The 6,993-nt window shown below is 53.5% G+C and carries 6 protein-coding genes; 3 read left to right on the top strand and 3 right to left on the bottom strand.

What is annotated here, in order from left to right; all coding sequences use genetic code 11:
- Nucleotides 1–19: 19 nt before the first annotated feature.
- On the top strand, nt 20–739 hold the full coding sequence (locus NCN04_RS05835) for a cofactor assembly of complex C subunit B (protein WP_502988759.1): 720 nt from the start codon (nt 20–22) through the stop codon (nt 737–739).
- Here the strand turns inward: NCN04_RS05835 and lptC are convergent.
- Entirely contained in the window at nt 669–1,886 is a 1,218-nt protein-coding gene (gene lptC / locus NCN04_RS05830; protein ID WP_250395465.1) for an LPS export ABC transporter periplasmic protein LptC, read from the bottom strand. The genes NCN04_RS05835 and lptC overlap by 71 nt on opposite strands.
- The gene (metG, locus tag NCN04_RS05825; RefSeq protein ID WP_250395464.1) at nt 1,883–3,424 is read right to left on the bottom strand and encodes a methionine--tRNA ligase; all 1,542 of its coding nucleotides are present in this window, start codon (nt 3,422–3,424) and stop codon (nt 1,883–1,885) included. Before metG ends, lptC begins: the two co-directional genes overlap by 4 nt.
- 60 nt (nt 3,425–3,484) lie before the next feature.
- Here metG and NCN04_RS05820 point away from each other — a divergent pair, with 60 nt between their 5' ends.
- A complete protein-coding gene (locus NCN04_RS05820; protein WP_250395463.1) occupies nt 3,485–4,135 on the top strand; it encodes a Mo-dependent nitrogenase C-terminal domain-containing protein in 651 nt (216 codons plus the stop codon).
- Entirely contained in the window at nt 4,132–5,958 is a 1,827-nt protein-coding gene (locus tag NCN04_RS05815) for an FAD-dependent oxidoreductase (RefSeq protein ID WP_250395462.1), read from the top strand. The genes NCN04_RS05820 and NCN04_RS05815 overlap by 4 nt, the downstream gene beginning before the upstream one ends.
- Here NCN04_RS05815 and NCN04_RS05810 read toward each other — a convergent pair.
- The coding region (locus NCN04_RS05810; RefSeq protein ID WP_250395461.1) for a ribonuclease catalytic domain-containing protein at nt 5,952–6,993 on the bottom strand (1,042 nt) is incomplete at its 5' end. The two genes, NCN04_RS05815 and NCN04_RS05810, sit on opposite strands and share 7 nt — an antisense overlap.

Raw genomic sequence — 6,993 nt, 5'->3', positions numbered from 1 at the left:
AGTCATCAGCGTTGGGGGAATGCTTCTATTTCAGCAAGAGTGCATCGATCTGACTGCTCATGAGTTGCAAAATATGTTGAGATCCGCCCAATGGTGTTTGCTCGCAGGCGTGCTTGTTTTGGGGCTTTCGATCCTGAATGCCAGCACTGCTGAAACCATCACTCCAAGTCTGGAGCGAGCCGATGTTCTTGCCGGGATGGCGGGAGTTGGTTTGATGCTTGTTTCCATACTCTGGACCCGGGCCTCCCCGCGCAGTCCGGATGCGGTTGAACTGGAAGGTGAGCAGGGTTTTGTGCTCTCTTCCAACTTGACCGATGCGGTACGAGCTGAAATGGCGTGGGGTAGCCATCAATTCCTTACAGCGACCTCCGCCGCCACGATTCTTGTCTTTTGGAAGGGTTCCGTTCTGCTTCGACGTGGCCTTTTAGGAACTGGTGATTTTGAACCGGGCCAAATTTGTCGACGCTCCCTCCAAAAGCAAGAACTTGTTTCGCTCGTGAAAACAGCCCTCTATCCGGGTAAAGCTGAGTTTGACCCCGTTTTGCCCGGCTTGCCTTCCGTGATGGTGCAACCACTTGGAGACAGTGGCTGGGTTGTGATTGGTGGCTGGTCGGAGCGATGTTTCAGTCGATCCGATGAACGGTGGCTGATGGGTTGGGCTGAAAGGCTTAAAACAACACTGGAGCTTGAGAACGCTCTTCTGATTGATCCTGACGATTCGTCTTTTCCTCAATCGTGAGTTCGGAACGTACCTTGTTGCCTGGAGCTGAGAAACTCAGTGATCCTTTCTCTCCTACAGATCCTCTGAGCGTTTGTGCCTCTGTAATTTGATTGTTGTCATCCCGTTCTACCCGAACGTTTCCAGTCGCTAAAACTTCGTCTGTTTGCCAATTCCATCGGCATTTCCGCGCGCGTAACCGTTCGCCTGGTTGTTTGATGCGGCAGCCCTCAGGGATGATCACAGTATTTTGATCGAGTTCAGCGCTGAAACGTTCACCATTGATCTGGATTTCATTGATCAACCCCTCAAATGAGTCGTTACTTCTCAGGGTTTGTTGACGGAAATTCCAGCTGGTGTCTTTGGCCAGTAACAGGCCTTTGCTTCTAGGCATGGTGACGGTCACAGGAGATTTCACCGTGATGACGCCTTTCTGGGTATTGCCGATCAATTCACGTCCCTCGAGCTGCTCTAAGACAACGCCCTCTTGATCGCGACGTTGACCCAGAACTGGTCCATCCGCTTTGAGCGCGCCGTTTTCTAGGTTCCACAGCGCCTTTCCTGTTCGGATAACCGTATCTGGCTTCATCGTGAGTGCGAGCTTGTCTTGCCAGCGATCGAGTTGAACAGGACCGTTGAGAGTTAGGTCATTGGTGTCTTGCTGAAGAATGGCAATGGTTGCGGTGATTCTCGAACGAGCATCAAAAGCTCTTGGCTTTTCTTCCATCACCAGGCGAGAGAGTTCTGGAATCCAACGCAATATTTCACCTTTAACTAATAGCTTTTGACCATTGATTTGCTGTAGCTGAACATCGCCTTCGAGAATTATCTGTTCACCATCATTGATGACTACCGCAAACTCAGCTCTAATTTTAAACGATGGTTTGTTCTTGTTGTAGAGAATTCCAATGGGTTGCTTAGCTCTCACTAATCTGCGTGACAGTTCATAGCGAGCTTCGGGGCTCGAGAGTTTCCAGTCGATATCTCCACTCGATTTTTTTTGTTCAAGCTCCAACTTGCGAAACACAAATGGCAGGGGTGCATCAGTTCCCGCGCGATTGTCTGTGGATGAGGTGCATCCCAGCATGAGGGCACTAAGAATCACTGGAGTCATCAAGGTTGCGCTTTTCAGCAACCTGTTGATGGTGAATTGCTGAGCCAAGGTCACAGTGCTTCTTCGAGTTCCAGTCGTTGCATCACTGGCTGGGGCTGGGGTAGGGGATGGCCAGATTCGAGACGTCCCCATACCAGTTCTCCGGTCCAGTTAGTCGCTGAAGGTTGGTTGAGCTGGGACAAAATCCTCTCACTCAAATCAGGAACGAGAGGTTGGAGTAGCCATCCCACAAGTCGAGCGCTCTCTAGAACTCCGTATAAGTCGACCGCGACCTGAGCTTCTTGACCACCCTTCTTCATTTTGCTCCAAGGTGCTTGGTCATTAAGGTATCCGTTCGCTTGAATCGCTAGGTGAAGAATGGCCTCAGCCGCTTTCTGAAAGGCCATGGATGGCATGGCCTCGCGCACCGAAGCAATTGCTGTTTCTGCGGACTGGCGTAACGCATGTTGATCGCTGTCTTTGGACGTAACAGTGGGAGTGGACTCGTTAAACCATTTACGAGACATCGATGAGGTTCGATTGAGCAAATTGCCAATGGTATTGGCGAGGTCATTGTTGACGAGATCGACAAAACGCTGCTGTTGGAAATCACCATCGTCTCCAAATTGAATATCGCGTAAGAGATACCAGCGAACGGCATCTGTGCCGCAGCGATTTAAAAGTAATTCTGGGTCAAGCACGTTGCCAATCGACTTGCCCATTTTTTGACCTTCTCTGGTTAAAAAACCATGACCAAATACTTTTTTGGGTAAAGCTAAACCTGCTGACATCAACATTGCTGGCCAATACACAGCATGGAAACGCAAGATGTCTTTGCCAATCACGTGTTGATTCGCTGGCCAGCCAACAGCATTTAAGCGATCAAGCTCAATAGTCCCACCATCGTCTAATAGAGCTGTGAGGTAGCCGAGTAAGGCATCGAACCAGACATAAAAGGTATGGCCTTGATGCCCTGGTACTGGTAATCCCCAATCCACATTGACCCTTGAGATGGAAAAGTCGCGCAATCCACCTGCTACAAAATTTTGAATCTCGTTGCGACGACTCGCTGGTGCAATGAAGTCGGACTGCTCGATTAGCTTCTCAATTTTGTCTTGGAAGTGCGACAAACAAAAGAAAAGGTTTTCCTCATCTCTCCACTCCAATGGTTTCTGGTGGATCGAACACGTTGGGTTAACTGCTTCGGCGGGATCATCCTTGAATTCCTCGCAACCAACGCAATACCAACCGGTTTGTCGTCCACTTCTGATATCTCCTGCCTCTTCACAGCGTTGGAAAAACTGTTGGACCAGCGGCAAATGGCGTGGTGAGGTGGTTCGGACAAATCGATCGTTGCTGATGTCCCATTCCTTCCAAGCTTTTTCGTACCTGGCTGTGATCCGATTGCAGTGATCAATTGGACTAATTCCCTGATCAGCAGCTGTGCGTTGGATCTTTTGACCGTGTTCATCAACGCCAGTCACGAACACCACTTCATGGCCTTCCAGCCTTTGAAAGCGGGCCAGTGCATCACAAGCAATGGTGGTGTAGGTGCTTCCTAAGTGTGGTTTGTCGTTGACGTAATAAAGCGGGGTTGTAAGGGTATAAATCATGGTCGTCTCGGGGTGGTCCCCTTCCGGCCTTGGATCCTAACGACCCCCCTTCGCTCCGCCATGCCGATTCTCAACGTTGCGTTCGAAGATGAAGCGAGGTCCACTTGGCTTGCGGCGTTGCACCAGTTGGCCCTAGTTGATGGAGACTTCGAACCTGAGGAACAGCGGCAGCTCGCTGAGCAGCTCAATAACGATTGTCCAGTTCAAGACTTTGATTGGAATCTTTGGCAGGCCCCTGATCCGGAAGACATCAGACGACTTTTTTCCTTGGACCCCAACAAAGCGGAGCAATTCCTGAGGTCTGCTGTGGTGGTTGCTTTGGCTGATGGCCATCTCAGCCAAGTGGAACTTGACTTACTTCAGATCTGGGCCGAGGCGCTTGGCCTGAACAGCGAATTAATCAGCAGCTTGGTTCCTTGCTCCAGTGGGGTGACTCAGCCATGGAAGCCTTTAGATCCCCTGAAGAATTGGCTGGATGATCTGGATCCCTGTGACGAGAGGATTTCCTCCTTCATCGTTCACCTGATTCCTTCTCAGTGCCCGTTTGAGCGCGACATCATTTTGTTTGGCCGCAAGCTGGTCCACATTCCACCGATGTGCAAAAACAACCCTTTGTATGAGCAGCTTGTGGCGCTGCGGTTTCGTTGCCTTGGTCATCTTTCAGTGGATGAACAATTGCGGATTAGCTGTCTCGATTCCGCTCAGGCATGACAGCGCAAACTTGCCACATCCCAGTATTGGTTTGGGGTGGTGGGACCGGAGGCGTTGCTGCTGCAGTTCAGGCTGCTCGGTCCGGGGCAGACACGCTTCTTCTCACTCCAGGTCGATGGCTTGGGGGAATGGTCAGTACGGCGGGTGTGTGTTGCCCTGATGGCAATGAACTTGCCCCCTGGCAGACCGGTTTGTGGGGTGCCTTCCTGAGGGCTTTGTATCAAGCCGAGCCTGAAGGTCTCGATCAGAACTGGGTGAGCTGCTTTGGTTATCGGCCTACGACGGCTGAGGCGATTCTTCAAAACTGGGTGCAGGCACTCCCGAATCTTCAGTGGTGGGCGGATTGTCAGTTGCTGGATGTGGAACGCTCTGGATCTTCGGTCCAAGCAGTGCTGATTCAACGCTCCAGTGATGTTCACCGCATTGTCTGCGATCTGGTGATCGACGGAAGTGATCGCGGAGATTTATTGCCTTTGGCTGAGGCACCCTTTCGTTTTGGGTGGGAGGCTGAGGAGGTGTGGGGGGAGCCGAGCGCTCCCAGCGAGCAGCGCCTTAAGACAGAAGATTTTTTTCGAGAGCAGCCTGTGCAGTCCCCCACCTGGGTGGTGATGGGTCAGCTGCAGAGCGATCGTTTGGAGCCCGATGCTTCCTCCAACATTCTTCTCACTGATCAGCCGGTGTTACCAGCGCCGTTTGAGCGGGCTTGCGAGGCCTTCGGCCTGGAACGAACCATCACGTATGGCCGCCTGCCTGGCGGACTGGTGATGCTCAATTGGCCGTTGCACGGCAATGACTGGCACCGGGGGTTGGAGCCTGCATTTCGTGGAGATCCTCAAAGGGAAGCAGAGCTGTTTCGGGAGATGCAAGCCCACAGTCTTCAATTTGTTGAGGCCCTTTCAGAAGCAAGCGAAGGTTGGTTGGCCTTTGGCCATGGGTTCCCTCAGAAGTCTGGAAGCCTGGCTCCCTGGTTGGCGGCCATGCCCTACTGGCGGGAGGGGCGCCGGATGATTGGACTCCGGACAGTGATTGAACAGGAGCTGCTGCCTCAGACGACCGGTCAATCCATCGCTGCACTTCCTTTGAATGACGCCGGTGAGCTGCAATCAATTGCTGTTGGTAATTACGCCAACGACCATCACTATCCAGGACCTGATTGGCCATTAACCCCAAAAAGCTGTCGCTGGGGTGGTCGTTGGTCAGGGACTCCCTTCTGCATCCCGTATCAAGCGCTGGTGAGTGCTGATGTCGACAACCTGTTAGTTGCTGACAAGGGTTTTAGTACGAGCCACATGGCCAATGGGGCCACAAGGCTCCAACCACTGATTTTCAATGTGGGACAGGCTGCTGGAGCTGCTGCGGCCCTGTCGATTCGGCTCCGACATCCCCTCGCATCTCTTCCGGTTCGGCTTGTTCAAGAGCTCTTAATCGAGGAGCCCACGGCTCCTTCCGGACTTGTTCCGCTTTGGGACACCCCTTGGCACCATCCCCATTGGCAACAAAGGCAGCGCGCTTGTCTGAACAACCCTGAGCTACTGGGCCCGAATGGTTGTTGGCTAGGTCCAGAGGAGAAGGTTTCGATCTCTCCTCCTCCCCAGCCTCAACAGGGCGTTTGGTCAGGAACACTGGTGCCTGATCACCACGGTGGATACGAACTGGAACTGGTGGGTGGTCGACGTTGGCCCTTGATCACCCTGGAGCCTGAGCTGAGCGATTGGCTTGCGGATCAGGAACGTCCTAAAGCCGTTGAGTTACGCGCCGTCGCCAACCCCTGGGGGCCTTGGTTACGGGGTATCAGCCTGCATGACTCCGGGGACAGTCAATGAGCCGTGGCCACAAGTCTGAGTTGATCTCGTGCCGAGTCCACATGGTGCACGTTGATCAGCATGTCTTCGCCCGGTTCTGAATCTCTTGGACAATCCGCAGCCACATCCATGGCTAGGTCGTCGATTCGCACCAATCCAAGCTGATCTTGAGGTCTCAACCAGCGCAAGAACTGAGCAGCCCATTGCTCCTTACGGTGGTGTTCAAACCAAACCTGCTGCCAGTGGCGTTGGTCTTCCCGGGAGATCCCAATGCCTTCACGCACCGCTGCATCAAAGTCGGTGATCAGCAGTTGCATGGCATCGCGATTCAGAGCTTCCTCGCCATTGAGTTGAGCTTGCAATTGCCGCTGCACAACGAGATCGCCATAGCGACGGATGGGCGATGTGGCCTGGGCATAGGCGGCCAGTCCCAAACTGAAGTGGGCTGCGGGTTGGGTTCCCATCAGTCCACGACTGAGACAGCGCTTGATGGCGGCAAATCGTACGGCTCCATCGGGGAGCGCCTCCAATTCGGAGCTGGTGGGGAGGTCAGCGGTCAGCTGGCTGCGAAACGGCAAGGCGAGGTCATGAACTTCCGCAAATCTGGCAACCGCCGCACCCGCCAAGATCATCGCTTCGGCCACCATCTGTCTTGATCTACCAGGTTCACTGACCTCCAGAGAAGGCTGACCATCTCGACACCGAATTCGCCCTTCTGGAAGATCCATGAGCAAGGCTCCATCGCGGACTCGGCACTCACGCCTGAGGCTGAGGAGCGCATCCAATTCCGCTAGGTCGGTGTCTTCTGGGGGTGCCAATTCGATCAACTCATCGGCATCGTCGTAGCTGAGTCGGTAGGTGGGTTGGACCCAGCTCCGTTGGATTCCGTGATCTCCGAGTTCTCCTTCGGATGTGAGTTCCGCCCAGATGCTCCAGGCAGCCGTTCGCGTTCGTGCTCGCAAACTGAAAGGCCCCGTCGACAGGCATTCTGGAAACATTGGCAGATTGCCTTTCGCTAAATAAAGGCTGCTCCCGCGACGCCTCGCCTCGAGATCA

This window comes from Synechococcus sp. MU1655 (assembly GCF_023630655.1).
Taxonomy (GTDB): Bacteria; Cyanobacteriota; Cyanobacteriia; order PCC-6307; family Cyanobiaceae; genus Synechococcus_C.
Note: the sequence above shows the minus strand (reverse complement) of the source record. Positions and strands in the feature narration are given on the sequence as shown.

What these genes read in the sequence shown, in the direction of transcription:
- NCN04_RS05835 (WP_502988759.1), top strand. Translation starts at nt 20, where the DNA reads ATGCTTCTATTTCAGCAAGAGTGCATCGATCTGACTGCTCATGAGTTG.
- metG (WP_250395464.1), bottom strand. Translation starts at nt 3,424, where the DNA reads ATGATTTATACCCTTACAACCCCGCTTTATTACGTCAACGACAAACCA.
- NCN04_RS05820 (WP_250395463.1), top strand. Translation starts at nt 3,485, where the DNA reads ATGCCGATTCTCAACGTTGCGTTCGAAGATGAAGCGAGGTCCACTTGG.
- NCN04_RS05815 (WP_250395462.1), top strand. Translation starts at nt 4,132, where the DNA reads ATGACAGCGCAAACTTGCCACATCCCAGTATTGGTTTGGGGTGGTGGG.